This is a genomic window from Ruegeria arenilitoris (genome assembly GCF_013035425.1).
GTDB lineage: Bacteria > Pseudomonadota > Alphaproteobacteria > Rhodobacterales > Rhodobacteraceae > Ruegeria > Ruegeria arenilitoris_A.
Genome location: NZ_WQHX01000005.1, coordinates 193,225 through 218,013 on the forward strand (window position 1 = coordinate 193,225; position 24,789 = coordinate 218,013).

A 24,789-nucleotide genomic window follows, 5' to 3' on the forward strand; every position below is an offset into this window, starting at 1 on the left:
TTTCTCGACGTTTGCCATCGGAGCGTTCAGCCCAACGGCATACGCCGCTCGGCCATTTCGGCGTACCAGCTACAGCCCACCGGTATCAATTCGTCGTTAAAATCATAGGACGGATTGTGTAGGTCAGCGCTGTCGCCGTTGCCTATGAAGAGATAGGCACCCGGGCGTTCGGCGAGCATTTCAGAGAAATCTTCGCCCGGCATAACCGGGTCAAATTCGCGAATGACAGAACCGGAAATGTATTGAGCGACCTCTGCCGCGCGCGCGGCGGCTTCGGGATTGTTGATCGTCGGCGGCACGCGCGGAGAGTAATCCAGATAAACCTCGGCATTGTGGGCCTTTGCCGTTAGTTCGGCAATCTCTCGCAGTCGTTTTTGCACCGTCTCGTGAACCTCAGGGTCGAAGTATCGCACGGTACCACGGAGTTTGATCTCGTCAGGAATCACGTTGAAGGTGTTGCTGTCGCTGCGCATCCCACAGGTGGAAACGACCACTGTTTTCAATGGGTCAATGTTCCGCGCGGCGATAGTTTGCAACGCCACGATCACGTGTGCGGCTGCAACGGTTGTATCCACCGCCTTATGTGGCAGAGCCGCATGCCCGCCCCGACCGTTCACAGTGAGTTCGAAGAAGGCGGTCGCGGCCATTTGCGGCCCGTCGCGAACAGCGAACTGGCCCGCAGGAATTCCCGGCCAGTTGTGCATGCCGTAAACCTCCTGAATGCCCCAACGGGTCAACAACCCATCGTCCAACATTGCGCGCGCACCCCCGCTGCCCTCCTCTGCAGGTTGAAAAATCAACACTACAGAGCCATCAAAGTTTCGAGTCTCGGCCAGGTACTTCGCTGCGCCCAACAACATAGCCGTATGCCCGTCATGCCCGCAGGCATGCATGGTTCCAGGATTTGTAGATGCATGTGAGACGCCGGTGGTTTCAGGAATGGGTAACGCGTCCATATCTGCGCGAAAGCCAATCACTCTGCCGGATTCTTTCTTGCGTCCATGGATAACCCCCACAACGCCGGTGAGGCCGATTCCGGTGGTCACCTCGTCACAACCGAACTCGGTAAGCAAGTCAGCGACTTTGGCTGAAGTGCGGTGCTCCTCAAAACGCAGCTCGGGATTTGCGTGAATGTCCTGCCGCCACTCGGTAATCTCGGCGTGCAGCTCTGCAAAGCGGTTACGGGCAGGCATTGGCAGCTCCTCCATCAGTAGTTCAACGAGAACTATGAAGGCGTATATACGTTCTCGCAACTGGCTACGGCAGCACCTCTATTTGCCATCTTGCAAGATGCTCAGCGTGTGTTGGTTCTGCCTCCATGGGGATTTCTTTTCTGGTCAAGTGCCCGCTTCGCGCCCGGAATAGTCATTTTAGCTGCCTCCAGTTAAGAGGAGCAAACCTTCCACACGCGAAAGAAATCGTGCCCGAGCGTCATTCCGCGGGCACGGTTTTGTGGCGCGGTTCGGTACTTACTCAGCCGCTTCCTCGTATTCCGACATCGGCGGGCAAGTGCAGACCAGATTTCTGTCACCGTAAGCGTTGTCGACGCGATTGACCGGAGACCAATACTTGTCAACGCCCATCGAACCCGGCGGGAAGCAGGCTTGTTCGCGGGTGTACGGACGATCCCAGCTGCCAACCAGATCACGCACGGTGTGGGGTGCGTTCTTCAGCGGATTGTTTTCCGCGTCGATCTTGCCGTCAATGATATCCTGCGCTTCGGCCCTGATCGAGAGCATCGCATCACAGAAACGATCCAGTTCATCTTTGGGTTCAGACTCTGTCGGTTCAACCATCAACGTTCCAGCTACTGGCCAGCTCATGGTCGGCGCATGAAAGCCGCTGTCTACAAGACGCTTGGCCACGTCATCCACCGTTACGTGTGCCTCGGCATCGAGTGGACGCGTGTCCAATATACATTCGTGCGCCACGCGACCCGTTTCAGATGTGTAAAGGATTGGATAGGAGTTCTTTAGTCGTGCAGCGATATAGTTGGCGTTCAGTATCGCAACCTTGGTTGCTTGCGTAAGACCCGCGCCACCCATTAGCAGAACATAGGCCCAACTCACCGGCAGTATGGAAGGGGAGCCAAATGGTGCCGCCGAAACTGGCCCCACCGCGGTGCCATATTCCGGGTGGCCGGGCAAATGTTCAGTCAGGTGGGCTTTCACACCGATTGGCCCCATACCGGGGCCACCGCCTCCATGCGGAATGCAGAACGTCTTGTGCAGGTTAAGGTGGCTGACATCGCCGCCGATATCTCCGGGACGCGACAAACCGACCATGGCATTCATATTCGCCCCGTCGATATAGACCTGACCGCCATGGTCATGGGTGATCTGACAGACCTCCTGCACGGTGGTTTCGAACACGCCATGGGTGGACGGATAAGTGATCATGCAGCCGGCCAGTTGATCGGTGTGCTTTTCGGCTTTCGCCCGGAAGTCTGCCAAATCAATATTTCCGTTTTCGTCAGATTGCACCGGCACGACCTGCCAACCCACCATCTGGGCCGAGGCAGGATTGGTGCCATGCGCAGAAGTCGGAATCAAACATACATTGCGGTGCCCTTCGCCGCGAGCGATGTGATAATTCCGAATGGTCAACAGACCTGCATACTCGCCCTGTGCGCCCGAATTAGGCTGTTGCGAGATTGCGTCATAGCCGGTGATCTGGCACAGCTTATCGTTCAAATCAGCGATCATCTCATGATAACCCTGTGCCTGATCTTCGGGAACAAAGGGGTGTAGGTTGCCGAACTCGGGCCATGTGACCGGGATCATTTCGATAGTTGCATTCAGCTTCATGGTGCATGAACCAAGCGGGATCATCGCGCGATCCAGAGCCAAGTCGCGGTCCGCCAAACGGCGCATATAGCGTGTCATCTCAGCCTCGGCCCGGTTCTTGTGGAAGATCGGGTGGGTCAGGTACGGCGTCTCGCGCAGCGCATAGTCGGGAAGGCGATAGGCAACGTTCGAGCTATCATCCGCGCGGTCGATACCAAAGGCGCCCCACACAGCTTCAATCGTTTCAGCCCGAGTCTGTTCATCAAGACTGATGCCAACTTTAGTATGACCTACACGGCGCAGGTTGACGCCCCGCGCCACCGCCGCCTCCATAACGGTCGTTTGCAGGTGTCCAACCTCGACAGTAATGGTGTCAAAGAACACTTCTGGTTCGACAGTGAAACCAGCTTCTTCCAAACCGGCAGCCAATCGCGAAGTCTTGCGATGCACGGACTGAGCAATAGCTTTGATACCGTCAGGGCCGTGGTAAACTGCATACATCGACGCAATGACCGCCAATAGGGCCTGCGCGGTGCAGACATTAGAGTTGGCTTTTTCGCGACGGATATGCTGCTCACGGGTCTGAAGTGCAAGGCGGTAGGCCTTGTTGCCCCGGCTGTCGATACTGACACCGATGATCCGCCCCGGCATCGCACGCTTCAGCTTGTCGGTCGTCGCCATGTAAGCAGCATGCGGGCCGCCATAGCCCATTGGGACACCAAAGCGTTGGGTCGAGCCAATCGCGATATCCGCCCCCATTTCGCCGGGCGATTTAAGTAATGCCAGTGAGAGAATGTCTGCCGCAACGATGGCTATCGCTTTGTGCTCATGCAGGGCGGCAATTTCATTAGTGAAATCGCGTACATGACCGTGCGTTCCAGGATACTGGAATATTGCGCCGAAGACTGCACCAGCATCCAATTGGTCCGGGTCCGCCACTTTTACATCGATACCCAGAGGCTCGGCGCGGGTTTTTATCACCTCAATCGTTTGCGGGTGGCAATTACGGTCAACGAAAAAGGCAGCGTTGTTCGCCTTTGACCGCCCACCACGCTTAGCCATTGCCATCGCTTCGGCGGCCGCAGTTGCTTCGTCCAAAAGGGACGCGTTAGCGACATCCAGACCCGTCAGGTCACTGACCATCGTTTGGAAATTCAGCAGCGCCTCCAGCCTGCCCTGGCTGATCTCGGGTTGATAAGGCGTATAGGCAGTGTACCAAGCCGGGTTTTCCAAAATGTTGCGAAGGATCGGAGCCGGAGTTGTAGTTCCATAGTAGCCTTGACCAATTAATGAAGTGAGAACCTTGTTCTTGCCCGCCACCTCTTTCATGTAAAACAACGCGTCACGCTCGGTCATCGCAGGACCCCAGTCTAGCGGTTCTTTTTGTCGAATAGCCGGAGGAACGGTAGCGTCGATTAGCTGATCCAGAGTCTTGAAGCCGATCACCTTGAGCATATCGCGCATCTCGGTCGGACTGGGTCCTATGTGGCGGCGATTGGCAAAATCGTAAGCTTCATAATCGGTCAGTTTGAAGGCCATTATTGCGCTCCTCAAGGAATGTCTCACTCTGCTGATCTAGCAATAGCTACCGACAGTAGTGTTTTTTAAGTTTTGTGGGGCGGTGCCGCTCGGGCTTCCGCCAGATTGTTAGCCGATGAAGGCTTTGTACCCATTCAGATCCATCAGATCTTCAAGTTGCGACGCATCCGCCAGCTTGATTTTGTAGATCCAAGCATCCCCTTCTGGATCTTCATTTAGTGCACCGGGGTTATCGGCAAGCGTCTCGTTCACTTCAACTATCTCTCCGTCTACCGGGGCATAGATTTCCGAAGCTGCTTTGACAGATTCGATCACCCCGATCTCTCCGTCTTTTTCGAATTCGTCGCCGACCTCTTGCTGCTCAACAAACACCACATCGCCAAGCTGTTCAGCCGCGTGCGCCGTAATGCCCAGAGTCGCCGTATCCCCTTCAACTGTCAGCCACTCATGCTCTTCTGAATAATAGGTCGCCATTTCTTCTCTCTCCTCACTTCAACGCTTGTAGTTCTGGGTGACAAAGGGCAACGCCACAATCTGCGCTGGCTGCGGCTTGCGCCTTATAATCAGATTAACCGTTTCTCCGGGTTCGCCGTGACCGTTGGCAACATAACCCATAGCAATCGGCCCCCCGACGGTGGGCCCGAAACCGCCAGAGGTAATGTGACCAATCGTGTTGCCTTCCTTACATTGAATTTCGACCCCTTGGCGGGCAGGCGCCCTTCCTTCGGGCTTGATTCCTACCAACCGGCGTGATGGTCCTTCGTCCAGTTCCTTCTGCACACGCTCGGCTCCGGGAAATCCGCCTTCTTCCTTGCGGCGTTTCTGAATTGCCCAACCCAAAGAGGCCTCAATCGGCGAAGTCGTCTGGTCAATGTCGTTACCATATAGGCACAAGCCCGCTTCCAGCCGCAGGCTGTCACGAGCACCCAGTCCTGCCGGTTCGCAATCCTCATGCGCCAGAAACGCCCGTGTGATCTCAATTGCGTTATCATCGGGGATCGAAATCTCGTAACCGTCTTCGCCGGTGTAGCCGAGCCGCGAAATGCGGCATTCCACGCCTTTGATTTCGGCTATGGCCGTTTCCATGAACTTCAGGTCCCGCGCGGCCGGGCATAGCCCACCCACAACTTCCTCAGCCTTGGGACCCTGTACAGCAACTAGCGCGCGATCGAAAATTTCGGTCACTTCGACGCCGCCCAAGTTGGCTTTCATGTGTGGGATATCTTGATGGCGCAGCGCAGCGTTAACCACGACAAAATAATGATCCCCTGCGTTTGACACGATCAGATCGTCCATAATTCCGCCGTCTGTGTTCGTGAAAAACCCGTAACGTGCTTTACCTTCCTTCAATGTCGCGTAGGCCTGGGGGCAAAGGCTTTCCAGCTTTTCCCCTACATTTTCACCCATTAGGATCACCTGACCCATATGGCTCACATCGAATAGGGCTGCTTTTTCGCGACACTGTTTATGTTCCCCCATAATACCCAGCGGATATTGAACGGGCATCTCCCAACCGGCAAAATCAACCATCTTGCCACCAAGTTCGACATGAAGATCGTAAAGGGGCGTGCGCTTTGGTGCGTCGGTCATGGCGATTACCTTTTCGTTCCTATCAGTCTGCGCGCTTACCAATCAGTCTGAAGCAAGCCGGACATTTTGCAACGATCGAATACATTAGACCCCACTGGCACACGCCTTTTGGGACGGTCGTTTTCAGTAGTCGCAAACGCCCCGGCGGACTGCATCGAACCCAATCGTACACCAGCGCATTCGGTAATATTTCCTATAGGAAACTTTTTTCCGTTAAGCAACACACAAGTTAAAGAGCATTATGCATTAAGACTGAGAACCGCGTGTTCCAATACGCGTAAACCCGCAACCAAATCGCTTTCGGCGGTGTCTTCAGAAAAATCGTGGCTGATCCCAGCGATGGAAGGTACGAAAAGCATAGCAACAGGCATCAGCCGGGCCACGTTAGTTGCGTCATGCAACGCGCCCGATGGAATTTTTTGCCACCGTTCCGGCGCGACTGTTTCCGCACCCATTTGAAGGGCAGAACGCAACTTAATATCCATGGAAACTGGTTCTAACCCAAGCATCGTGCCGAAACTGAGGCCGAGGCCAACACTCTCTGCGACCTCCTTCGCGGCTTCCCGGATAATCTCTTCCATTCGCTCCAAACGATTTGCGTCACCGTCTCGCCATTGCATGGAAAAGCGAGCGCGCCCTGGCACGATTGACGATGCATTGGGGTGAAGATCGACACGGCCAATTGTCCATACAGTTTGGGGAGTGACCATGTTCTTAAAGCGATTGTTGATCATCGCGTTGAATTGCGAAACCGCCTGAAATGCGTCCCGGCGGAGATGCATTGGCGTCGTTCCGGCGTGATTTTGCTGCCCATCGAAAGTGATGACCACATCACGAATACCAACAATATCGGTGACCACGCCTATCTGATCGCCCTGCGCGTCTAGCGTTGGACCTTGTTCGATATGGAGCTCGATGAAGCCCTCGAACCGGGCCGGGTCCACAAAATCGTCAGACAGGTCAGACATCGATGATCTTGCCTCGGCGAAAGTAATCCCTGACGCGTCGGTCAATGAATCCGCTTTATCCAACGGCAAGCCACCGGACCAAACGGCCGATCCTGTAGTGACGCCAAATCTCCCCTCTTCGTCCTGAAAGCTGACAACAGAAATTGGTTGTTTAACGGACCGGGCAACCTCCAGCGCTGCGACAACGCCCAGCGCCCCATCCAACCAACCACCCTCGGGCTGACTGTCGGAATGTGACCCCAATAACAGAGAACGCCCAGGTGCCAGCCCGAACAAATTTCCAACTGGGTCAAAATGCGGAGCCAGACCCGCGTCGGCCATTTTCTGCGCCAGCCATTTCCGTGCGGCGATATCGGCCTCGGAATAGGCCGGTCGCACAACTCCTTTCCCGACGCCCGAGGCGCCAAATTCGCGCAGCTTATGCAGGTCGGATAGAAAACGGCTTTCGTTTATTGTCATAGGCTACCCCTGCGTGTGGTCAGGATAACATTATACTCAACGCCGCAGTGAGCAAGACAGTGCTACCTTTCAGTATCGCACCGTATCGGTAGAAACGGCATATTGGCTTTTCTGGTTGAGCAGGCAAAACCCCTCTGGTCCCGGTCCGAATCCTGCCCTAAGACTTCTCGCCAAGAGGAACCGACATGTCATACATTACATTGGTGCGTCACGGACAAGCCAACACAACAGCGCGGGATGAAACGAGCTACGACAGGCTGAGCGATCTGGGCCATCAACAGTCGCGCTGGTTGGGCGGTCATCTTCGCGACACCCACGCGCATTATCCGCGCGTTTTTTGCGGCACCTTGAACCGCCATACGGAAACTGCCAGCAGTATGGGCCTGCCGTCCCCAATCCTCGACAAACGTCTGAATGAAATTGAGTATTTCACCTTGGCCCAACTGTTTCACGAACAGCACGGCGTGCCCATTCCAACTGACCGCGAAGGATTTGTTGAGCATCTCCCGCAAACTTTTGGCGCTTGGGCAAACGGAGATATTGCGAACGCGCCCGAAACCTTCGATCAATTTGAAACCCGGGTTTCAGATGCGCTGCGCGAGATTGGAACAGAGGGCGGACCAGCCATTGTTGTGACCTCAGGCGGCCTGATTTCAATGGCGGTGCGTCAGGCAATGGGGCTGGACATACCGTCTATGGCACGGGTGGCCCTTGCCATCATGAACACATCGTTACATCGTCTGCATCCTATAGGGGCTCAGCTCAGCCCCGTTCTTTTCAATGCCGTACCGCATCTGGAAGCCCCTGATAGGCACTTCGCCCAGACGCATCTGTAACCACCATCCTGAGGGACTTCTTTGATGCAGCTATACTATGCCCCGCGTACGATTTCCGTCGCTGTCGCTATCGCTTTGGAAGAGGCTGGGCTGCCGTATGAAACAATTCGCCTGGACTTTGCCGCCGGTGAACAAACCAAACCAGCCTACTGTCAGATCAACCCAAAGGGACGTGTTCCAGCGCTTGTGATCGACGGCGGCATCCTGACTGAAACGGGCGCGCTGCTAGAGTTTGTCGCCGCTAAATCGCCCGACGCCGGTTTGGTTCCGGACGATCCGTTCTTGGCCGCGCGTATGCGTGAAGTAATGTATTATCTTGCATCAACAATGCATGTGAATCATGCGCATAAGTTTCGCGGACAACGCTGGGCCGACAATCAAGACAGCTGGAAAGATATGGCTTCAAAAGTTGCCGAGACGATGACGGCTTCATGTGAATACATCTCTTCCAATGGGTTACGCGGTCCGTTTGTCTTGGGTGAGACGTTCTCGCTGGCCGATGCTTACCTGTACGTTGTTTGCACTTGGCTGGAAGGCGATGGCGTAGATGTCTCCGCCTTTCCCAAGATCGTCGCCTTTCGTCAGGCGATGGATGCACGAAAGTCGGTTCAGGCGGTAAAAGCCGCTGGAATGCTCTGAGCAAAGGATTCTCGATGACACATCTCTGGGTCCGGGCTGAACAGCGCCCGAACGAAGAAAGGGTTGGGTTAACACCCAAGGGTGCCGCCGCGCTGATCGCCGCCGGAATTCGTGTAACTGTCGAGGAAAGCCATGTCCGTGCCATTCCGATTGATGGCTACAAAGAAGCTGGATGCGAAATCGCGACCGAGAATTCCTGGCCGGAGGCACCGTTGGATGCTGTCATCTTCGGCCTCAAGGAATTGCCCGAAGATGGTACACCCCTGCCTCACCGTCACATTATGTTCGGCCACGCTTTCAAGGGTCAGCATTCTGGCCGCACTCTGTTAGGAAGGTTCAAGGCTGGGGGCGGTACTCTATACGATCTGGAGTATCTGGTGGATGAAAACGGCCGCCGTGTTGCTGCATTTGGGTATTGGGCGGGCTACGCTGGGGCCGCAGTCACGCTAAAGACATGGGCGGCGCAGCAACGGGACGAGGAATGCCCCCCGGTTGGAGTATATCCCAGCAAAAACGCCTTGAATGCAGAGTTGTTGGCTGAACTTGATTCCATTAAAATTTCGCGCCCTCGCGCAATCGTCATCGGCGCTTTGGGCCGTGTTGGAGCGGGGGCTTCGGATCTGTGCGAAGCGATGGGCGTTCAGGTTACAAAGTGGGACATGGCCGAGACCGCCAGCGGTGGACCTTTTCCGGAAATTCTTGAACACGACTTGTTTCTGAACTGCATACTGGCCCGCCCAGGAACACCAGTTTTTGTTCCAAGGGCTGCGCTGAGCTCTCCCCGCAACCTTACGGCAATTGGCGACATAGCTTGCGACCCGGACAGTGATTACAACCCTGTTCCCGTCTACGATCACGCGACCACCTGGGACGCCCCGGCCGTGCGTGTCGCCACCGATCCGGTGATGGACGTGATGGCAATCGACAATCTGCCGTCAATGCTACCGGTCGAAAGTTCCGAAGATTACGCAGCTCAGCTACTGCCTTCTCTGCTAACCTTATCGGATATCAATGGCGGTGTTTGGGGTCGAGCGGCGACTATGTACAAATCGCATGTAAAAGGGATCTAAGCGATGACGATTCATTGGTGTGGAACTGGCCTGTCGGCAATCCCAGGTCTGCGCCGCCTGATCGAAGGCGGGCACAAAGTCACAGTCTGGAACCGGACTATTGAAAAAGCCAAAATTGAGGTTGGAGACTTAACAAACGACATCCAAGCCTTTGACATCGACGCGCTGGGTTCGGTCCTTGAAAAAGGTGACGTGATCGTTTCCATGCTGCCCGGAGATTGGCATGTCCCGTTGGCGGAACTGGCGATCTCCAAACAGGCGAATTTCGTTTCTTCCTCTTATATTGCTCCAGAAATGCGCGCGCTGGACGATAAGGCACGTGACGCTGGCGTAGCATTGGTGAACGAGGTCGGCCTGGACCCTGGGATTGATCACTTGATGGCCCACGCACTTGTTGATGACTACCGAGCAGCGAGCGCATTCGATCCGCAAAACCATCTTAGCTTTATTTCTTATTGCGGGGGCGTCCCGAAAAACCCCAACCCATTCCGATACAAGTTCAGCTGGTCGCCACTAGGCGTTCTCAAAGCGCTTCGGTCCCCCTCGAAGTCGATCCGAGACTACGCAACGCTGGACGTCGCACGCCCTTGGGATGCGATCAGCAGCTATATCGCTCCGTTACCAATCCCTGAAAGTTTCGAAGTTTATCCAAACCGTGACTCCGTCCCTTTCATGGCCCAGTACCATTTTGAAGACCATTGGCCAGTCAAGGAATTTGTACGCGGCACCTTGCGACTAAACGGATGGGCGGATGCTTGGTCAGATGTTTTTTCCGAAATCGAAACACTGTCCGGACCCGAAGGCGAAACTCGTTTGAAACAAATGTCGGACCAGTTCTGGAGCGAAAACGCTTACGACGAAGGCGAACCTGATCGGGTTGTTCTGTGCGTAAGCCTAAAAGCTGAAAAGGATGGGCAAGAAGTTTGGCACAAAACCTATGTCATGGATGCTTGGGGCGATGATCGTGGCACAGCAATGGCACGACTGGTGTCTATCCCGGTGTCGCTGGCCGTCGAGGCAGTATTAAACCGCGAAATTCCTGTTGGGGTACACGCTGCGCCCAGTGATCCGAAACTGGTCAGCCAATGGATGGCGGAAGTCGATAAACTGGCACAACAATTGCAGATCGTAGATCATGTGAAAGATCAATACTAATTCTACATTTCGTTGATCCAGATGGAAACAGACCTCGGCCATTTGCCGAATGCTGCTTTCTCTCCAATTGTGATTGTCTTCGAATGTCAAAATCCTGACCGAACATCTGATGAGTTCAAAAAATCGGGACTTTAGGTCTGGTCGATCAACCGAATGTATCAATCCAAATAAACGAATGGGCCACTCAAGTATTTTGAACGGCCCATCAAATAATTAGCTTTGTTAAGGATAAGTGGTGCAATTCTAGATGTACCGATCGATTGTATCCTCGATATCTTTTCGGTTCAGACCAAGCTCGGCCAATTGATGATCAGTCAACCCGTTTAACTGTTGGGCCGCAGACACAATATCCCCTTTGATAGCGTTTATCCGCATTGCTCGATCAAACAACAAAAGGGCACTGGCCAAGGGGGAGTTGTCGGTCGGTGGTATTACATCAAACATGGTGGATACCTCATAGCTTTTGAATTCCGACGGGCCGATGAATGTTTTGCCCGTATCGCGGTCAATGACGGTAAGGTCTGTGATTGTAGACGCTTTCATAAGCTTTCCGTTCGATCTGGTCCCGCGGCACACCAATGTCGTCCAGTTGCTGGTCACTCAGCCGTCTGAGTTCATTAACGGTTTTTGAGAATAGCCTGCGACGGAATTGTTCAACCCGAGCTTCGGCAAAATCAGAAAACAGGCCCGCAAAGACACTGCTTTGGGGCGTTACTTTATTGGTATATTCCATTGTTTTTCTCCTCCAAGAATTAACTGCTTTTTTCTGTACAGTTAAAATAAAGGAGCACTGCCTTAACGACGCCAAAACGACTCATTAAGCTATGTTAATGAAAGTCTGCATCGTAAGAATTGCGGGTTTGGGCGGCCAGTTGGCACAATTCAACTCATGCAATCCGCGATTAGCCTGGGTCTTCGGTTTCAAGTAAGTTTCTGATCAGGAACTGCGCCGCCGGTGGAGTTTCGTCCGATGCAAGCAACGCCTCGAAAGTCGAATTCAGTGTGTCGTCTTCCCAAACATTCACCGCAGCCGCTATCCAGACAACTGACGCAGGATCATCTTCCAGTGTTTGCTTGAAGACTTCAGAGATTTGTTCTCGATGCTCCGGTGCCACAGCTCCTGCATCGGCAAGCGCGCGGATCAAAGCTTTCAGATCGTCCTGCGTTCCATAATTTTCCGCGATCGCGTTTCCAATTTGGGCGACAGCCTTTGACCCATCTGCTTCTATTCCGGCAACGGCCCATTCCCGAAGGCTTAATCCTCCGGTTTTTAAAGAGGATGAGTATTGGGATCGAACAAACTCTCGCGCTTGCGAATCTTTCTGTAACCCAAGCAAACGGATTGCAGCAGGTGCATAAGCATAACGCCCAACGGTTCGCAGATCCTGCCGCAGCACGTCAGTTGAAACAGTTATCCCCAGTTCACGCACAATGGGATAAGGAGCGCGGTGAATTTCTAACAGCGCAGTATCGCGTAACACCCGGTCGTGATGTTCCAGAAAATGGGTAAAGAATTCGATGCGGTCCCGCGAGTCGCTCTGTCCAATGCCCCAGCTTTGCCCACTTGAGCGGACCTGGCTCAAAAATTCTGCACGTTCAGGAGTGACCAAAAAGGCTTTAGACCACTCAGCTGAAAGGCCTCGTCCTGTTTTGTCCACCAAAGAGGATCCATAAATCATTAAAACTCTTCGGTTCGGATCAGCGCGAAAAGCTGCACGTGTCGAGCTATCCACCAAAAATGGAATTTCCGGTGCCCTCGCAAGTTGGTCGGATGTTCCTTTCAAGACTTTCACGGGAACAAACTTAAATGGATTGTCAGGAGACGGAGCGGCAAGAACGATCACGCGCGACGACAAAATGCGATCTGCCAGAGAGTATTCCGGCAATGTTACGCAAACCCCGCAAGCAAGTGAAGGCCTAGGCGCCAAGAACCCAACCAGAACAATTCCGCAGATTATTACCAACTGCAATGTGCGAAGCATAAATCTGCTCTATCCAAAACGCAGCCTGATAGCTACAGGCCGATCACATGATCCTGTGCCAGCTTACACAAAAACTAAGAGTTCTGCGACATGTTACAGGTTCATCCCTATTGGATGCTCCCCTTGAACAGCAGAATGGTTTTCACATGAGATCGTTTTCCACGTCTTCCGCCGAAATTCCCAGCGCATCCAGCCCGTTTTCCAAGTGGTCAGACAAGTGTGGAGTCCCGATCAAGTAGTCGGCACAGGGGGTCGAGGCCTCGGTCTTAGCGGTCACAATGGCCTCAGCCAGATCTTCGGCAAAAAAACTTTCACGGCCAATCCACATTATTGCGACCAGCTCTGCTTGTTCATCCTCACTCATTCGGTCAACAAAAGCACGCAACTCGCCTTCTGCACGTTCCAGTTCTCGCCCCATCATCGCAACTTGGGCGACTTTTCTAGCCGAAATCTCCAGCATATGACCAACTCCTGTGTCCGCGGTTTCCATCAATCAAAACCACCATCTCAGGCTTGCGTCTTTGATCTTGAGCAAACTAAACCCCTATTGCTCGCGTGGGCGAGAGATTGGGCAGGAAGGTACGGGTTCTGAACGAAACGGCCGGAATCGGGCATTTTTAAACCAGAGCTTGGCGGCCTGCCAAACTATTAGCGCAAAAACCCGCCTTGCGCCAAACGGGCGTCGGACCAAAGCCCAAAGTATTGTGCGATTTGTCAGCAAATTTCGGGGCCCGGTGAGGGTCGCGATAAGACCACCGTTTTCCCGCGTGTAATCTATCCACACGCCTACCCTTTCCAAACGATAGTCAAACCGAAAAGTGTATACACCTTCGATCTTTTGAAACGGTGAGACATGCATCAGCTTTTTAGCGACGATGCGATCCGAAGGCTGAATTAGCGAAAGGTCTGGTTTGTGACATAGATAGCTGTGGCGGGTTCCGTAGGTATTCGTGACTTCGGCCACAACGGCGTATAGACCGTCATTATGATCGAAACAGAACCAGAAACTGACCGGGTTAAAAACGTGAGCCAAAACACGCGGTTGCGTTAGCAACACAATCCGAGCGGGCTGGGGAAACTGCAATTCATCAAACCGGTTCCGCAGCCACGCGGCCCCGGTGCCTTTGCCCGGATCGCCACCATGATCGCGATCCCGCCAGTTTGTAATATTTGCCTTGTTGACGGAAAATAAAAACGGCGTTCTCGGCTGACCTTCTGGGTCGAATAGGATGTAGTCCACGGAATAACGAAAGGAGTTTTTAATTGAACCCTTTCGGCCGTGATAAGTATGGCCAGATATATGCTCTATTTCGTTCATGTAGTTTCGATTTTCGTTCTGACCGTAACCTGCTAAAAATACAGAATATTCCGTATAGTGTTTCATACAGTTGTACGAAGTTTAGCGCAGTGTGGATTAAAACAATTAAATAAAGTGATCCGACTTGGGCTGCGGCGCGTAATGTGATTATGTTTACCGAAACTGATATCGCGACCTTGGACACACCGTCGGCTGAGCCTGATTTTGTGCCATCCAAGTTCGCGCCGAAAAGTGTCAGGGGCAAGTCGGTGAACGGATCGAACAACAGCTGCGATGTCCGGCAAGAGTGGGTTCTCCACGTTAGACGCATTCGGGACGAAAAAGATCAGTTGGCTTTCGCCGAATTGTTCCGACACTTTGCCCCAAGGGTGAAGGCGTTTCTGATTAAGTCAGGGTCGGACGCAACTACGGCGGAAGAATGCGCGCAAGAAGTAATGGCGACGTTGTGGCATAAGGCCCATCTGTTCGACCCGTCCCGAGCAACGGTTGCAACATGGGTGTTCACGATCGCCCGTAACAAGCGCATTGATGTCCTGCGCAAACAACGCCGTCCTGAACCCGAAGATCTGGGTTGGGGCCCCGAGGCGGAACCTGATCAGGACGATGTGATCGCGCTTCAACAGGAAACCGCGCAGCTGCGTGACGCTATGGCGGCGCTTCCGGATGCGCAAAGAGAGCTGATCCAGAAGGCTTATTTTGGAGACCTGAGTCACCGCGAGATTGCGTCGCAGACAGGGTTGCCTTTGGGAACTATCAAATCACGTATAAGGCTGGCGCTGGACCGCTTGCGCCATGCGATGAATTGAGATGAATGAGATGAGTAAGGATATAAAACATCACCTGACCGACGACCTGCTGATGGCATATGCAGCAGGATCTCTACCCGAGGCTTTCGACTTGATGGTCGCTACGCATTTGTCGTTGTGTGACCATTGCCGTGCGCAGGCAGAAAGTTTTGACGCCGTCGGTGGGTTCGTTCTAGACGACCACGAGATGCCTCTGCAAATGGGTGAGGAGTCTCTGACTGCAACTATGGCACTAATTGCCAAAGGTGAACCGACACCCAAAACTGTTCGGCCATCTTGCTCCGTCTTGCCGACTCCGCTTCAGGAATATGTCGGCGGTGATGTCAGCGCGATCCGCTGGAAATCAATTGGTATGGGAGTGAAACAGGCAATTTTGCCGACAACGCGCGAGGCGACTGCGCGCCTATTGTTCATTCCCGCAGGGGCCGCGGTACCTGATCACGGTCATAACGGCATGGAACTTACCATGGTTTTGCAAGGCGCGTTCTCGGATGAGGTGGACCATTTTGCGCGCGGTGACGTTGAGATTGCGGACGAAGATCTGGAACACACGCCTGTTGCGGATATGTCAGAAGATTGCATTTGCCTAGCCGTGACAGATGCGCCACTTAGGTTCAACAAGCTGATGCCGCGTCTGTTCCAGCCATTCCTACGGATCTGACGTTCATGTCCGGATCGAGTCAAAGAGGTTGCTAAGTGTGAAGTGGTTATGCGCAGCGATTGTCTTTTCGACCATAGGAGCGTTGGCACAAGCCCAGTCTACCGCTGAGGTAAAGTTTCAACCTGGCAACTACGGCACAATGGTCAACGGCACGATCACCGGGAACGAGTATTTCGACTATACGTTGGGCGCAAAAGCCGGCCAGGAGATGTTTGCTGAACTTAGCGTCAGCGACACTAACGGAAATGGCGTTATCTATTTCAATATCTTGCCACCTGGCAGCGATGGGACCGCGATATATATTGGCTCAATTGATGGAAATACTGCCCGGATCAATCTGCCCGAAGACGGGGACTATACGATTCGCGTTTATCTTATGGGCAACGACCGGGACACTGGGAAAACGGTCGGCTACAATCTGGACCTGTCGATTCAATAGAGTTTAAACTTCGGTTTTGCCTAACGGGACAACGTTGTTGTGATCCTCTGGAACCAGTTCTTCAAAATCAAAATTGTCTAGCCGCTGTGCCCGTCGTCCGGCCTTTTCGGCGCTGATCTTGATGTCCGAGATATCTTTGGCCGCCTGCCCAAAATGTCGATCCAGATTTGTGACGCGTTCACCTAGACGTTCAACATCTTTGTGCAACATCCCCAGCTCTTTTCGGATCGCACCAGCCTGTTCGCGCATCCGCGCATCCTTGAGAATTGCACGCATCGTATTCAATGTAGCCATGCATGTGGTGGGAGAGACAATCCAGACGCGTTTTGAAAAACTCTCCTGCACCAGTTCGGGGAACTTGGCATGCAGTTCCGCGTAAACCGCTTCTGATGGCAAAAACATCAGCGCACCATCGGCCGTTTCGCCGTCCAGAATATATTTTTCTGATATGTCGGTAATATGTTTTCGGACCGTGGTCCTAAACATTTGTACAGCCGACTTAAATTCAGCGTCGCTAGAGGACCCGATCAAAGCCTCATAAGCTTCCAATGGGAATTTGCTGTCGATCACGATTGGGCCCGGCGGATTGGGCAGATTGATCAGGCAATCAGCCCGGCGGCCATTTGAAAGCGTCGCCTGTAACCGGAAACTATCTGCAGGCAGCGCCTTGGAAACGATGTCATTCAATTGAATCTCGCCAAACGCGCCACGGGTTTGCTTGTTGGAGAGGATGTCTTGCAAAGACAAAACATCGCCGGACAACTTAGTTATATTGTCTTGTGCCTTATCGATGGCGGCCAGTCGTTCCTGCAACTGGGTCAGGGAGGTTGCAGTCTGTTTTGACGATCCGTGCAACGATTCCTTCATACGCTCTTGCATTTCGGCAAGAGCCCGGGTGGATTTCATCGCGTTGTCCGCCAGCCGATCGTTCATCTGTTGCTGTACGGAGGAAAGCCGCGCCTCCACCGTTTGGATCACCTGAACCTGTGCGGTAGCCTGAGTGTCCGAAACATGCTGCAATCCACCGCGCAGTTGTTCCTGCCCTTGCCCCAATTGCTGTACGTGCTGCCCTAATTGTACCATCTGACGGGTAAGCGGTTCAATGTTTCTGGCCGAACGGTTCGCAGCACGCAGCGCCAGAAAAAGCAAAACAAGAATCAAAAATGTCACCGCAACACCAATCAGGGAGGCCATTACCATTGGGTCATTCAATGAGTATTCGGTGCCTGCGATTTCAATCATCTCTACTCGTGTGTTCTTGTTTTATTCTTCATAGCCCTACCAGGCATTTAGATCAACTGCGCCCGAACAGCCTCTCGATATCGCTCAGCTTAAGTTCCACATAGGTCGGACGACCATGATTGCACTGGCCCGAGTGCGGCGTCGCCTCCATCTCACGGAGAAGTGCGTTCATTTCTTCGGCCCGCATCCTGCGGCCAGATCTAACAGAACCGTGGCATGCAACCCGGCTAAGGATCGCCTCGATCCGAGCCTGCACCGCTTGACTTTCGCCCTGATCAGCCAGCTCATCCAAGATGTCTAGAACCATCGCACGGGCGTTGACCTCCCCAAGTACGGCTGGTGTCTCACGCACTGCAATCGCCCCGCCGCCAAAAGGCTCAAGCGTCAGACCAAAACGCGCAAGGTCATCGGCCACAGCCAAAAGCCGGGCGCAGTCAGCCTCTGACAGCTCAACAATCTCGGGTATCAGCAAGGCCTGCGCGGTAACACCATTTTCGGCCATCTGACGTTTGAGTTTCTCATAAACCAGTCTTTCATGGGCCGCATGTTGATCGACGATCACCATACCGTTGGCTGTCTGCGCTATAATATAATTTTCATGGACTTGCCCGCGCGCTGCACCTAATGGCAAATCCTCTGTGGGTTCATGAACTTCAGGATCGCCTACCGGCTCGACAACTCTTCCACTGTAGTCGCGGGATAATTCAGCGAATCCTGATTCCTGCGCTTGATAAGCAACCTGTCGCGCCGCCGGGAGTGTTCTGTCCATCTGGTAGACCCTAGCCGGATTAGACGGTATTGGTTCCGGCCGCATGGCACCCAGTGTTGCCGTGGCCACCGTCGAAGACGCGCGATGTCCGGCCTCGGCCAATGCATGGCGCAGGGCCGAGACGATAAGACCGCGCGCAATACCCGGATCACGAAACCGCACTTCGGATTTTGCCGGGTGCACGTTCACATCCACTAAGGTTGGGTCACATTCAACAAACAACGCTGCAGCAGGATGACGGTCGCGGCTAAGAAAATCGAAATAGGCTGCCCGCAATGCCCCGGTCAGCATCTTGTCACGCACGGGTCGCCCATTGACGAAAAGATACTGGGCAACTGCAGCACCGCGGGAATAAGTTGGTAGTGCGGCGTAACCATACAACCTGATACCTTCGCGCGTTGCATCAATTCGCAAGGCGTTCTCGGCAAATTCTCCGCCCAGAATGCGCGCAAGGCGGTTGTGCAACGCGTCGAATAGATCACCGTTCTCGCGGTCCACGCGAAATACCGCTCTTCCCGGGCCTCCGCCCGAAACGTCGCGCAAAGTGAACGCAACGGCAGGCTCGGCCATCGCAAGGCGTTTGACAGTATCGGTGATCGCCTGCCCTTCGGCTCGGTCGGTGCGCATAAATTTCAAACGTGCGGGCGTCGCAAAAAACAGGTCACGCAACTCGACCACTGTGCCCGAGCGCAGCGCTGCAGGTTTTATCGCTTCCATACTGCCGCCTGCAACGTGGATCGAGGCCGCCTCTTCTCCTTCGATACGGCTGGTTATTGTCAGGCGGCCAACGGCCCCAATAGAAGGCAATGCCTCTCCCCGAAAACCAAACGTATGGATGTTCAACAGGTCTGATCCGTCGATCTTTGAAGTAGCGTGCCGGGACAGGGCCAGCGATAAGTCCCTACCCGCGATTCCGCACCCATTGTCCGTGACGCGAATCAGCGTCTTGCCCCCATCGGCGATATCGATGGCAACGCGGTCGGCACCTGCATCCAGAGCGTTTTCTACCAACTCTTTGACTGCCGAAGCAGGACGTTCGACAACTTCGCCTGCTGCAATTCGGTTTATTGCAGTATCGTCAAGCTGTCGTATCACTGGGCGGTTATCGTTGATATTGGGGTTAGTTTGCGCCATACCCCAAGACCTAGCATATCAGAACGCGATTCTGCCACAGGTTTGAGCGGACGTTTTTACGAAACAAAGGCGCCAAAACGAAAATGTCCGGCCTTTGTGATCACTTCGACAAGGGGGAAGCGAATGTGATCACAAAAAGCCGGACAATTCAACGTGAGTGGTGGTCATCCCGTTAACAATTTAAATTCATCTATCATGAGATTCGAAATAAATCTTATTAATAATTAGTTATTGTTTGTGTTTGGCGAAGTTCAGCCTAAACCACAGCATTGGATTTGGCGTGAATATGCCGAGCTAATTACTGTTTGGCGCCCCTGATCTAGTTCTGCACGGACCGAAAATTGCGCAGATCATCAAAATCAATCCTGAAACCGTCGCAATCATGCCAGCCGCGCTGACCGCATCAAGACCGCCAAGCCAAAGCGGCCCGTATCCCGCAAGCACATAACCTAAAACTGCTGAAACGGTGGCAAAAAAAACGCTCCAAACGACCTGTGTCTCCAGACGGTTTGTCATCATCCTCGCCGCAGCAGGTGGGCATATAAACATCGCAATTACGATAATTGACCCAACGGCATCAAATGCCGCGACGGCGGCAATAGCGGCAGCTATAACCAGCGCCAGACCTAATCGCCCGGTTCGAATCCCTATCGTACGGGCGAAACCTTCGTCAAAGGTCGATATCTTGAGCGGGCGCCAAAATATCCATGTGAACAGAGCCACTCCAAGAAGCGTTATAGCGATACGAGGAAGTTCCGGTGGCAACCCCGCTAGCGCCTGAGGGTCCAATACGGATTGCCATCCTGTTGCGTCCAACCAAATCAAACTTTCCAGATTGCCATACAACGCATGTTCGACATCCAAGTGCACGGTTGACGTGTCGGTCTGTTCCAGCAGTAAAACGCCTGCAGCAAACATTGAGGTAAAGACTACACCCATGGCCGCGCCGGGTTCTATCTTGCCCAATCTACGGATCGCTTCAATCATCACAACCGACACAATGGCGGCGCCTGCGGCACCCAACATCATTGGCCATGTCGAAATCGCACCCGTCAACAAAAAGCCCACGACGATCCCCGGCAAAACAACATGGCTGATGGCGTCACCAATCAGCGCCTGTTTTCGCAATACCAGAAAATTTCCCGGTAACGCGCAAGCGATTGCCGAAAATGTGCCTATAAGCAAAGGTGTAAGGGAAAGGGTTACGAATTCTTCTCCGTTCATGGCTGTATCCCGTGCGGACCGCCAATTCGAAGGTCAATCTCTTCTATCTGGTCTTTTGTCAGTACTGTTTCTATATCCCTAAGCCCATCATAGAGCGCCGCTGTCGCCTCATGGGTCAGATCGGCACGCACAATTTCCCATCTCTTTTCGTCGCGCAATGCCTTGGCTGCGCGCGCACGTCCGGCATCTGTCGCAACACCGTCTGCCCGGGCCAACCCAGCACGGTGGAGCAATCGCAGCGTTAATGGCTCGTAAATCATTTGCCCTTGTGCCAACGCTAACAACCCTTGACGGATGTGTATGCGGCGTTGAAATTGCACGTGGCGCAAGACGGCTGCCAATACACCTCTTGCCGGTGCCAATAACAGTGACAGGGCAAAAAACCCAAAGCTGACAAGTACAATGATCGGTCCGGTTGGCAGGTCTGGAGTTGATGCCGATATTGCAGCACCCAAGTATCCGGCAAGACCACCCGCCATTCCGGCCAACAATACGACAAGATCCGAGCGCTCAGACCAGAAACGAGCCGTCACCGGCGGGATAATCAGCAATGCAACGATCAGGATCAGACCAACAATCTTTAGGCCGATTACAGTTACGGCCATGACCAGTCCCATCATCGCCAGATCGGTTCGATTGACCGCAACACCCCGGGCCGCAGCGTATTCAGGGTCAAAGGCGACCATCATCATCGGCCGTCGAATTATAGTGACCAAGATCAGAGTCGCTGCGCCTCCGATCGCGATTATTAGCGCATCCAATCTGAGCATTCCTGCGGTAGTGCCCAAAAGAAAACCCTCTAACCCAGCCTGCCTGCCAACACCCAGTGATTGAATGATAGTTAGAAGAACAATACCGAACCCAAAGAACACCGATAAAACAGCGCCGATTGCTGCGTCTTCGGCCAAACGTGTATTGTGTGTCAGCCAGTTCATGCAAAGCAGGCCTAGCCATGCTGATACTGCGGAACCCGCTAGCAGCCCTATCAGATTGCGACCATCTCCGCCCAAAACGACCAAAGCTAAGAATGCAAGACAAACGCCAGGCAGCGTCGCATGGCTGACCGCGTCGCTTACCAACGCTCTTTTTCGCAGAAACAAAAATGTCCCGGTTATCCCTGCAGCAACGCCCAGTAAAGTCGAACCGATGGCTACCAGCGTGGCGTTATAGCCAAGCTGCAAGGCCAAAGCATCCCAAAGCATGATTTATCCCAGTACGCGCGAAATCTGATCGATCTGGGCTGTTGCCAACCGCCCGCCGTAAGTTGATTGGAGTGTTTCGGCGGTAAAGGCCTCAGCGACCGGCCCCTCTGCGACCTTGCGCGTATTGATCAGAAAAACGTGGTCGAAATACTCAGTGACTGTTGCAAGGTCGTGATGCACGACAACGACTGTCTTTCCAGATGACTTGAGTGACTTAAGCACATCAATGATTGCTTTTTCTGTGGTAGCATCTACTCCGGCAAACGGTTCATCCAGCAGGTACAGATCTGCTTCCTGCGCCAATGCTCGGGCCAGAAACACCCGCTGTTGCTGACCACCAGACAATTGCCCAATCTGGCGATCAGCGAAATCGCGCATGCCGACTCGATGAAGACAGTCCATCGCATGAGCTTTGTGGCGCGCCCGTACGCGGCCTAGCAGACCCAACTCGCGGGAAAGACCCATAAGGACCACATCGATAACACGCGTCGGAAAGTCCCAGTCGACGCTGGCGCGTTGGGGCACGTAAGCTATTCTCGTACGTTGCTGTTCAAGTGGCCGCCCGTAAACAGTTACCAGCCCGGACAACGGCTTAACAATTCCCAGCGCTGCCTTTAAAAGGGTCGACTTACCCGCTCCGTTTGGTCCAATAATGGCAGTCATCGCACCCGGTTGTACGGTCATGTCCACTGAGAACACCGCAGGTTTCTGCCCATAGGAAACGGTTAGACCCCTTACGGCCAGCGGACTGTCACCGGGGCCGCGGTCTTCAACGGTAATTCCCTGACTGCTAACCAAGTCTAACATCGATCAGAACCCCGCTGACAGCTTGTTATTCATACCGCCCGTCGGCACATCACCACCAAGTGCGCTTGCGATAACTGTGATGTTGTGATCCAGCATGCCGATATACGTTCCTTCGTACGTGCCGGCCTCTCCCATCGCATCCGAGAATAATTCACCACCGATTGCAACCGCATGTCCCTTTGCTGCAGCACCTTCGATCAATGCCCGCATAGAACGGTCAGACACCGAACTTTCGACAAACACGGCTGAGATCCTGCGATCAACTAAAAGATCAACCAGTTCTCCAATCCTGTTAAGCCCCGCTTCTGACTGGGTCGAAATGCCCTGAATACCCAAAACCTCGAAACCAAAGCTGTCGCCGAAATAGCCAAAGGCGTCATGAGCGGTGACCAACACCTTACTATTGTCAGGGACACTACCCAGGGTATCCTGCGCATATTTCGTCAACCGGTCGAGTTCGGCCAAATGGAGCTGGGCATTGGACGCAAAAGATTCCGCGGCCTCGGGTCGGGCCAATGTCAGCGCAGCCTGAACCTCTAAAACTACATCCCGCCACAAGTCCGGCGTCATCCACACATGTGGATCGAATTTGTCGGCATAGTCATCATGCGCCCGCAGTTTCGAAGGGTCGACACCTTCTGCCACAGCAACCACAGTCCGTTTGCGTCCGAGGTCGTGAAAAAAGTCTTCCATCTGTGCCTCCAGATAAAGACCGTTCCACAAGATGAGATCCGCGCGCGTCATTGCGACGATATCGCTGCGAGTCTGGCGATAGGCATGGGGATCCACGCCAGGGCCCATCAATCCCTTGACCTCAATTTGCTCCCCACCGACCTGGCGCGCAGCATCAGCAATCATCCCAGTCGTTGCGACCACCTTCAAAGGCGGTTGCGCCCAAACCGCAAACGGCAGGGCGGCGGTAAATGCTAATGCGGCGACAAAACTGCGACGAATCATCTGTGATCCTATTCTGGTGTTCTCTAGAGGCTAGAATATGCGAACCATTCGCAACTAAGTCAATGCTATTGAGAATTATTCGCAAGAAAGAAGATAATTTTTTCCAATTGGTCAAAATATCACCATCTATCCTGCCGGTGGTCTTCCATTTAAGCCAAACCCATGCGATTTTGGCTCAAACCTCCCATAGGACGTGAAGATGGATACGCAGAGCTCAGAAAGCCCAGTGCGCACGGCGCATCTGCCGCAGGTAACGGAACCCAGAAACCCCGGCACCGACCTTGATTTGGATTGGGTACGCGCCGTTCAGGCCAACACCTCGGCGATTGAGCGGCGTGCTGCAACTTTGCCTGGTCGCCGCTCGGTCAAGAAAGAGCATCAAGCCGCTTGGCTGCTAAAGGCGGTCACAATGATCGACCTGACCACCCTATCAGGCGATGATACCGTGGGCCGTGTTCGCCGGTTGTGTGCAAAAGCGCGACAGCCAGTGGCAAATTCGATTTTGAACGCTTTGGATATGCCACCTATCACAACAGGTGCGGTTTGTGTCTATCACGACATGATAGAGACGGCCGTTGATGCGCTGAAAGGAACTGGCATTCCGGTTGCTGCCGTTTCGACCGGGTTTCCAGCGGGGCTTTCGCCGTTCCACCTGCGCGTGGCTGAAATCGAAGAAAGCGTAAATGCCGGAGCTGAAGAGATCGACATTGTCATCTCACGCCGCCATGTGCTGTCGGGCAATTGGCAGGCTTTGTACGATGAAATGAAAGCATTCCGCGCAGCCTGCGGCGATGCCCACGTCAAAGCAATCTTAGCGACGGGAGAGTTGGGCAGCTTGCGAAACGTCGCCCGTGCCTCAGTGGTGTGCATGATGGCTGGAGCCGATTTCATCAAGACCTCGACCGGAAAGGAAAGCGTCAACGCGACGCTGCCTGTCTCGCTGGTGATGATAAGGGCGATCCGGGACTTCTATGACCGCACCGGATATCGTGTCGGATACAAACCTGCAGGAGGAATTTCCAAAGCTAAAGACGCGCTGGTTTACCTGTCGCTGATTAAAGATGAGTTGGGTGACCGTTGGCTTGAGCCTGATTTATTCCGCTTTGGCGCGTCTTCGCTGTTGGGGGACATCGAGCGACAGTTGGAACACTACGTCACCGGGGCTTACTCGGCTGGCTACAGGCATTCGATGGGCTGAGGGCAAGA

The 24,789-nt window shown here is 53.6% G+C and carries 24 protein-coding genes; 8 read left to right on the top strand and 16 right to left on the bottom strand.

Features of this window, described 5'->3' with window-relative positions; genetic code table 11:
- Nucleotides 1-26 precede the first annotated feature (26 nt).
- From GOV45_RS15420 to GOV45_RS15440, 5 genes are all read right to left on the bottom strand, one after another.
- Nucleotides 27-1,193: a M20 aminoacylase family protein gene (locus GOV45_RS15420; RefSeq protein ID WP_170479397.1), complete on the bottom strand. Its 1,167-nt coding sequence runs from the start codon at nucleotides 1,191-1,193 to the stop codon at nucleotides 27-29.
- Between the two features lie 276 nt (nucleotides 1,194-1,469).
- On the bottom strand, nucleotides 1,470-4,325 hold the full coding sequence (gene gcvP, locus GOV45_RS15425; RefSeq protein WP_170479399.1) for an aminomethyl-transferring glycine dehydrogenase: 2,856 nt from the start codon (nucleotides 4,323-4,325) through the stop codon (nucleotides 1,470-1,472).
- A 108-nt stretch (nucleotides 4,326-4,433) separates the two neighbouring features.
- The gene (gcvH, locus tag GOV45_RS15430) at nucleotides 4,434-4,799 is read right to left on the bottom strand and encodes a glycine cleavage system protein GcvH (RefSeq protein ID WP_170479401.1); all 366 of its coding nucleotides are present in this window, start codon (nucleotides 4,797-4,799) and stop codon (nucleotides 4,434-4,436) included.
- Between the two features lie 18 nt (nucleotides 4,800-4,817).
- Nucleotides 4,818-5,915 carry a glycine cleavage system aminomethyltransferase GcvT gene (gcvT, locus tag GOV45_RS15435; RefSeq protein WP_170479403.1) on the bottom strand — a complete coding sequence of 366 codons (1,098 nt, stop codon included), beginning with the start codon at nucleotides 5,913-5,915 and terminating at the stop codon, nucleotides 4,818-4,820.
- A gap of 239 nt (nucleotides 5,916-6,154) precedes the next feature.
- Entirely contained in the window at nucleotides 6,155-7,342 is a 1,188-nt protein-coding gene (locus GOV45_RS15440; RefSeq protein WP_170479405.1) for a Zn-dependent hydrolase, read from the bottom strand.
- Nucleotides 7,343-7,527: 185 nt separating this feature from the next.
- On the opposite strand from GOV45_RS15440, the gene GOV45_RS15445 reads away from it, so the two are divergent.
- From GOV45_RS15445 to GOV45_RS15460, 4 genes are read left to right on the top strand one after another with little or no spacing between them, the layout of a single operon-like run.
- Nucleotides 7,528-8,178 (top strand): histidine phosphatase family protein, encoded by a 651-nt coding sequence (locus GOV45_RS15445; protein WP_170479407.1) that lies wholly within the window; start codon nucleotides 7,528-7,530, stop codon nucleotides 8,176-8,178.
- 24 nt (nucleotides 8,179-8,202) lie between these two features.
- Complete coding sequence (locus GOV45_RS15450) at nucleotides 8,203-8,817, top strand: glutathione S-transferase family protein (RefSeq protein WP_170479409.1); 615 nt, start codon at nucleotides 8,203-8,205, stop codon at nucleotides 8,815-8,817.
- Nucleotides 8,818-8,831: 14 nt separating this feature from the next.
- Nucleotides 8,832-9,887, top strand: coding sequence for a saccharopine dehydrogenase (locus GOV45_RS15455; RefSeq protein ID WP_170479411.1), 1,056 nt, complete (start codon nucleotides 8,832-8,834; stop codon nucleotides 9,885-9,887).
- A 3-nt stretch (nucleotides 9,888-9,890) separates the two neighbouring features.
- Entirely contained in the window at nucleotides 9,891-11,042 is a 1,152-nt protein-coding gene (locus GOV45_RS15460; RefSeq protein WP_170479414.1) for a saccharopine dehydrogenase family protein, read from the top strand.
- 243 nt (nucleotides 11,043-11,285) lie between these two features.
- On the opposite strand, the gene GOV45_RS15465 is transcribed toward GOV45_RS15460, so the two are convergent.
- The 5 genes from GOV45_RS15465 to GOV45_RS15485 form a co-directional block, all read right to left on the bottom strand.
- Nucleotides 11,286-11,585, bottom strand: a complete 300-nt coding sequence (locus tag GOV45_RS15465; RefSeq protein WP_170479416.1) for a DUF1127 domain-containing protein — start codon at nucleotides 11,583-11,585, stop codon at nucleotides 11,286-11,288.
- Nucleotides 11,548-11,775, bottom strand: a complete 228-nt coding sequence (locus GOV45_RS15470; RefSeq protein WP_170479418.1) for a DUF1127 domain-containing protein — start codon at nucleotides 11,773-11,775, stop codon at nucleotides 11,548-11,550. The genes GOV45_RS15465 and GOV45_RS15470 overlap by 38 nt, the downstream gene beginning before the upstream one ends.
- Nucleotides 11,776-11,944: 169 nt before the next feature.
- Nucleotides 11,945-13,024: a hypothetical protein gene (locus GOV45_RS15475; protein ID WP_170479419.1), complete on the bottom strand. Its 1,080-nt coding sequence runs from the start codon at nucleotides 13,022-13,024 to the stop codon at nucleotides 11,945-11,947.
- Between the two features lie 142 nt (nucleotides 13,025-13,166).
- The gene (locus tag GOV45_RS15480; RefSeq protein WP_170479421.1) at nucleotides 13,167-13,484 is read right to left on the bottom strand and encodes a DUF3775 domain-containing protein; all 318 of its coding nucleotides are present in this window, start codon (nucleotides 13,482-13,484) and stop codon (nucleotides 13,167-13,169) included.
- 84 nt (nucleotides 13,485-13,568) lie between these two features.
- Nucleotides 13,569-14,342, bottom strand: coding sequence for a DUF1365 domain-containing protein (locus GOV45_RS15485; RefSeq protein WP_170479691.1), 774 nt, complete (start codon nucleotides 14,340-14,342; stop codon nucleotides 13,569-13,571).
- A gap of 149 nt (nucleotides 14,343-14,491) precedes the next feature.
- On the opposite strand from GOV45_RS15485, the gene GOV45_RS15490 reads away from it, so the two are divergent.
- The 3 genes from GOV45_RS15490 to GOV45_RS15500 are packed head-to-tail and all read left to right on the top strand — an operon-like array spanning nucleotide 14,492 to nucleotide 16,248.
- On the top strand, nucleotides 14,492-15,148 hold the full coding sequence (locus GOV45_RS15490) for a sigma-70 family RNA polymerase sigma factor (protein WP_170479423.1): 657 nt from the start codon (nucleotides 14,492-14,494) through the stop codon (nucleotides 15,146-15,148).
- Between the two features lie 10 nt (nucleotides 15,149-15,158).
- Nucleotides 15,159-15,809 (top strand): ChrR family anti-sigma-E factor, encoded by a 651-nt coding sequence (locus GOV45_RS15495; RefSeq protein ID WP_170479425.1) that lies wholly within the window; start codon nucleotides 15,159-15,161, stop codon nucleotides 15,807-15,809.
- A 37-nt stretch (nucleotides 15,810-15,846) separates the two neighbouring features.
- Nucleotides 15,847-16,248, top strand: a complete 402-nt coding sequence (locus tag GOV45_RS15500) for a hypothetical protein (RefSeq protein WP_170479427.1) — start codon at nucleotides 15,847-15,849, stop codon at nucleotides 16,246-16,248.
- A 3-nt stretch (nucleotides 16,249-16,251) separates the two neighbouring features.
- Here GOV45_RS15500 and GOV45_RS15505 read toward each other — a convergent pair whose 3' ends face one another.
- From GOV45_RS15505 to GOV45_RS15530, 6 genes are all read right to left on the bottom strand, one after another.
- On the bottom strand, nucleotides 16,252-17,490 hold the full coding sequence (locus GOV45_RS15505) for a DNA recombination protein RmuC (RefSeq protein WP_170479429.1): 1,239 nt from the start codon (nucleotides 17,488-17,490) through the stop codon (nucleotides 16,252-16,254).
- A 52-nt stretch (nucleotides 17,491-17,542) separates the two neighbouring features.
- Nucleotides 17,543-19,393: a DNA mismatch repair endonuclease MutL gene (gene mutL, locus GOV45_RS15510; RefSeq protein WP_170479431.1), complete on the bottom strand. Its 1,851-nt coding sequence runs from the start codon at nucleotides 19,391-19,393 to the stop codon at nucleotides 17,543-17,545.
- A gap of 294 nt (nucleotides 19,394-19,687) precedes the next feature.
- The gene (locus GOV45_RS15515; protein WP_170479433.1) at nucleotides 19,688-20,617 is read right to left on the bottom strand and encodes a metal ABC transporter permease; all 930 of its coding nucleotides are present in this window, start codon (nucleotides 20,615-20,617) and stop codon (nucleotides 19,688-19,690) included.
- Nucleotides 20,614-21,819, bottom strand: coding sequence for a metal ABC transporter permease (locus tag GOV45_RS15520; RefSeq protein ID WP_170479435.1), 1,206 nt, complete (start codon nucleotides 21,817-21,819; stop codon nucleotides 20,614-20,616). The genes GOV45_RS15515 and GOV45_RS15520 overlap by 4 nt, the downstream gene beginning before the upstream one ends.
- Nucleotides 21,820-21,822: 3 nt before the next feature.
- Nucleotides 21,823-22,626: a metal ABC transporter ATP-binding protein gene (locus GOV45_RS15525; RefSeq protein ID WP_170479437.1), complete on the bottom strand. Its 804-nt coding sequence runs from the start codon at nucleotides 22,624-22,626 to the stop codon at nucleotides 21,823-21,825.
- A gap of 3 nt (nucleotides 22,627-22,629) precedes the next feature.
- A complete protein-coding gene (locus tag GOV45_RS15530; protein ID WP_170479438.1) occupies nucleotides 22,630-23,583 on the bottom strand; it encodes a metal ABC transporter solute-binding protein, Zn/Mn family in 954 nt (317 codons plus the stop codon).
- Nucleotides 23,584-23,782: 199 nt separating this feature from the next.
- On the opposite strand from GOV45_RS15530, the gene deoC reads away from it, so the two are divergent.
- Nucleotides 23,783-24,781, top strand: coding sequence for a deoxyribose-phosphate aldolase (gene deoC / locus GOV45_RS15535; RefSeq protein WP_170479440.1), 999 nt, complete (start codon nucleotides 23,783-23,785; stop codon nucleotides 24,779-24,781).
- Nucleotides 24,782-24,789 lie beyond the last annotated feature (8 nt).

What these genes read in the sequence shown, in the direction of transcription:
- GOV45_RS15420 (WP_170479397.1), bottom strand. Translation starts at nt 1,193, where the DNA reads ATGCCTGCCCGTAACCGCTTTGCAGAGCTGCACGCCGAGATTACCGAG.
- gcvP (WP_170479399.1), bottom strand. Translation starts at nt 4,325, where the DNA reads ATGGCCTTCAAACTGACCGATTATGAAGCTTACGATTTTGCCAATCGC.
- gcvH (WP_170479401.1), bottom strand. Translation starts at nt 4,799, where the DNA reads ATGGCGACCTATTATTCAGAAGAGCATGAGTGGCTGACAGTTGAAGGG.
- gcvT (WP_170479403.1), bottom strand. Translation starts at nt 5,915, where the DNA reads ATGACCGACGCACCAAAGCGCACGCCCCTTTACGATCTTCATGTCGAA.
- GOV45_RS15440 (WP_170479405.1), bottom strand. Translation starts at nt 7,342, where the DNA reads ATGACAATAAACGAAAGCCGTTTTCTATCCGACCTGCATAAGCTGCGC.
- GOV45_RS15445 (WP_170479407.1), top strand. Translation starts at nt 7,528, where the DNA reads ATGTCATACATTACATTGGTGCGTCACGGACAAGCCAACACAACAGCG.
- GOV45_RS15450 (WP_170479409.1), top strand. Translation starts at nt 8,203, where the DNA reads ATGCAGCTATACTATGCCCCGCGTACGATTTCCGTCGCTGTCGCTATC.
- GOV45_RS15455 (WP_170479411.1), top strand. Translation starts at nt 8,832, where the DNA reads ATGACACATCTCTGGGTCCGGGCTGAACAGCGCCCGAACGAAGAAAGG.
- GOV45_RS15460 (WP_170479414.1), top strand. Translation starts at nt 9,891, where the DNA reads ATGACGATTCATTGGTGTGGAACTGGCCTGTCGGCAATCCCAGGTCTG.
- GOV45_RS15465 (WP_170479416.1), bottom strand. Translation starts at nt 11,585, where the DNA reads ATGAAAGCGTCTACAATCACAGACCTTACCGTCATTGACCGCGATACG.
- GOV45_RS15470 (WP_170479418.1), bottom strand. Translation starts at nt 11,775, where the DNA reads ATGGAATATACCAATAAAGTAACGCCCCAAAGCAGTGTCTTTGCGGGC.
- GOV45_RS15475 (WP_170479419.1), bottom strand. Translation starts at nt 13,024, where the DNA reads ATGCTTCGCACATTGCAGTTGGTAATAATCTGCGGAATTGTTCTGGTT.
- GOV45_RS15480 (WP_170479421.1), bottom strand. Translation starts at nt 13,484, where the DNA reads ATGCTGGAGATTTCGGCTAGAAAAGTCGCCCAAGTTGCGATGATGGGG.
- GOV45_RS15485 (WP_170479691.1), bottom strand. Translation starts at nt 14,342, where the DNA reads ATGAACGAAATAGAGCATATATCTGGCCATACTTATCACGGCCGAAAG.
- GOV45_RS15490 (WP_170479423.1), top strand. Translation starts at nt 14,492, where the DNA reads ATGTTTACCGAAACTGATATCGCGACCTTGGACACACCGTCGGCTGAG.
- GOV45_RS15495 (WP_170479425.1), top strand. Translation starts at nt 15,159, where the DNA reads ATGAGTAAGGATATAAAACATCACCTGACCGACGACCTGCTGATGGCA.
- GOV45_RS15505 (WP_170479429.1), bottom strand. Translation starts at nt 17,490, where the DNA reads ATGATTGAAATCGCAGGCACCGAATACTCATTGAATGACCCAATGGTA.
- mutL (WP_170479431.1), bottom strand. Translation starts at nt 19,393, where the DNA reads ATGGCGCAAACTAACCCCAATATCAACGATAACCGCCCAGTGATACGA.
- GOV45_RS15515 (WP_170479433.1), bottom strand. Translation starts at nt 20,617, where the DNA reads ATGAACGGAGAAGAATTCGTAACCCTTTCCCTTACACCTTTGCTTATA.
- GOV45_RS15520 (WP_170479435.1), bottom strand. Translation starts at nt 21,819, where the DNA reads ATGCTTTGGGATGCTTTGGCCTTGCAGCTTGGCTATAACGCCACGCTG.
- GOV45_RS15525 (WP_170479437.1), bottom strand. Translation starts at nt 22,626, where the DNA reads ATGTTAGACTTGGTTAGCAGTCAGGGAATTACCGTTGAAGACCGCGGC.
- GOV45_RS15530 (WP_170479438.1), bottom strand. Translation starts at nt 23,583, where the DNA reads ATGATTCGTCGCAGTTTTGTCGCCGCATTAGCATTTACCGCCGCCCTG.
- deoC (WP_170479440.1), top strand. Translation starts at nt 23,783, where the DNA reads ATGGATACGCAGAGCTCAGAAAGCCCAGTGCGCACGGCGCATCTGCCG.